The organism is Mesorhizobium sp. M2A.F.Ca.ET.039.01.1.1 (assembly GCF_003998035.1).
GTDB lineage: Bacteria > Pseudomonadota > Alphaproteobacteria > Rhizobiales > Rhizobiaceae > Mesorhizobium.
This window is the reverse complement of record NZ_RZRY01001002.1, coordinates 1-1,803: the sequence shown is the minus strand read 5'-3', so window position 1 is coordinate 1,803 and position 1,803 is coordinate 1. Positions and strand designations below refer to the sequence as shown.

Sequence of the window (1,803 nt, the reverse complement as noted above, 5' to 3'; positions counted from 1 at the left end):
CAGCATGACGCGCGGGTTGATCGCCAGCGCCCGGGCGATCGCGGCGCGCTGCTGCTGGCCGCCGGACAGGAAGGCCGGAAAGACGTCGCGCTTCTCCGCGAGCCCGACGCGGGCGAGCAGCTTCTCCGCCTGAGCGATCGCTTCGTCGCGCTTGACGCCGAGCACATGCACCGGAACCTCGATGACGTTTTCGATCAGCGTCATGTGGCTCCACAGGTTGAAATTCTGGAACACCATGCCGAGCCGGGAGCGGATCCGCTCGATTTGCCGGCGGTCGGCCGGAACGGTATGACCGTGGCTGTCGGCCTTGAGCTTGATCTCCTCGCCATTGACACGGATGATGCCGCTGGTCGGGTTTTCAAGGCAGTTGATGCAGCGCAACAGCGTCGATTTGCCGGAGCCGGAGCCGCCGATGATGGCGACCACCTCGCCGTCGCGCGCCGACAGCGAAACGCCCTTCAGCACATGGAGCTGGCCGAATTTCTTGTGCAGGTTCCCGACATGGATGGCTTCGGCGGCGGCGCTCTGCGCCTTGCCGGATTGGACTGGGGCGGCATCCGCCACGCTCACCGGGCAACCTCTCTATGGTCGAAGGCAGGTCGTCGAACGTCCATCCGGCTAATCAACATACGCTGCACTGCCCACTCCAGACCTCAGCATGGACCCGACAGCGCGAGCCCGTCAATCCCGCTCATTACGGCACTTGCGGCGTTGTTGTGCAAGTGTATAAATAGCCTTTCATGAAATTTTTTCGCTTTTTTTCATCTTAGAAGGGCATCGATGAGCGCTTTCGGATCACAGTCCATGGCGGCGCCGTTGCGGCGCGTGCTGATGCGTTCGGCGGCCAACGCCATGCGCAGCGCCGACAGGGCTGCCTGGCACTATGGCCCGGGTTTCGACCCGGCGAAAGCAGCAATGCAGCACGTGGTCCTTGCCGAACTGGTGGCGGCTTCGGGTGCCGAAATCGAGTGGATCGAGGACAAGGCCGACGGTCTCGCGGATTCGGTGTTCACGCATGACCCATCGCTGGTGACCGATCGCGGCGCGCTGATCCTGTCCATGGGCAAGCCGTTGCGTGCCAAAGAGCCTTCGCTGCATGAGGAGACCTATAGAAGGCTGGGCATTCCGGTCCTCGGCCGCGTCGAGGCGCCCGGCCAGGTCGAAGGTGGCGACTGCGTATGGGTGGATGCCCGCACGCTGGCGATCGGGCGCGGCGTGCGCACCAACCAGGAAGGCATCCAGCAGGTTGCCAACCTGCTGACGCCGCTCGGCATTTCCGTCTACGGCTTCGACCTGCCGCTGTGGCAGGGCGAAGAGGCCTGCCTGCATCTGATGTCGGTGATCAGCCCGCTGGCCGACGACCTCGCGCTGGTCTATTCGCCGCTTCTGCCGGCCCCGTTCTACCAGATGCTGAAGGCGCGCGGCATTCGCCTGGTCGAAGGCGATGCGCAGGAGTTCGCCGCGTCCAACGGCCTCAGCCTGAACGTGCTGCCGACCAGCCCGTTGAAGGTCATTGCCGTGGCCGGCTTTCCAAAGACCAAAGCCGCGATGGAAGCCGCCGGCTGCACGGTTGAGATCTTCGAGGCGGATGCGCTCTGCATCGCCTGCGAAGGTGGACCGACATGCCTGACGCGGCCGATCCTGCGCCAATGAATGCGCCGTCCCGTCGCAAGTTCCGCCGCGAGGGCGAGGAGCGGCGGCGGCAGGATTTGATAGATGCGACCCTGGACAGCGTGGCGGAACATGGCCTCGAGGGCGCCACCGTGCGCACCATCGCCTTGCGCGCCGGCGTCACCGCCGGGC

Annotated in this window: 3 protein-coding genes; 2 read left to right on the top strand and 1 reads right to left on the bottom strand. The window is 64.9% G+C overall.

Features of this window, described 5'->3' with window-relative positions:
- Positions 1 to 570, bottom strand: a 570-nt coding sequence (locus EOA24_RS36610; RefSeq protein WP_127410748.1) for an ATP-binding cassette domain-containing protein, incomplete at its 3' end; no start/stop codon positions are given.
- Positions 571 to 780: 210 nt separating this feature from the next.
- On the opposite strand from EOA24_RS36610, the gene EOA24_RS36605 reads away from it, so the two are divergent.
- Together EOA24_RS36605 and EOA24_RS36600 are read left to right on the top strand one after the other, a co-directional pair.
- Entirely contained in the window at positions 781 to 1,653 is an 873-nt protein-coding gene (locus EOA24_RS36605; RefSeq protein WP_127256774.1) for a dimethylarginine dimethylaminohydrolase family protein, read from the top strand.
- Positions 1,650 to 1,803, top strand: a 154-nt coding sequence (locus tag EOA24_RS36600) for a TetR family transcriptional regulator (RefSeq protein ID WP_189354544.1), incomplete at its 3' end; no start/stop codon positions are given. The genes EOA24_RS36605 and EOA24_RS36600, both read left to right, overlap by 4 nt.

What these genes read in the sequence shown, in the direction of transcription:
- EOA24_RS36605 (WP_127256774.1), top strand. Translation starts at nt 781, where the DNA reads ATGAGCGCTTTCGGATCACAGTCCATGGCGGCGCCGTTGCGGCGCGTG.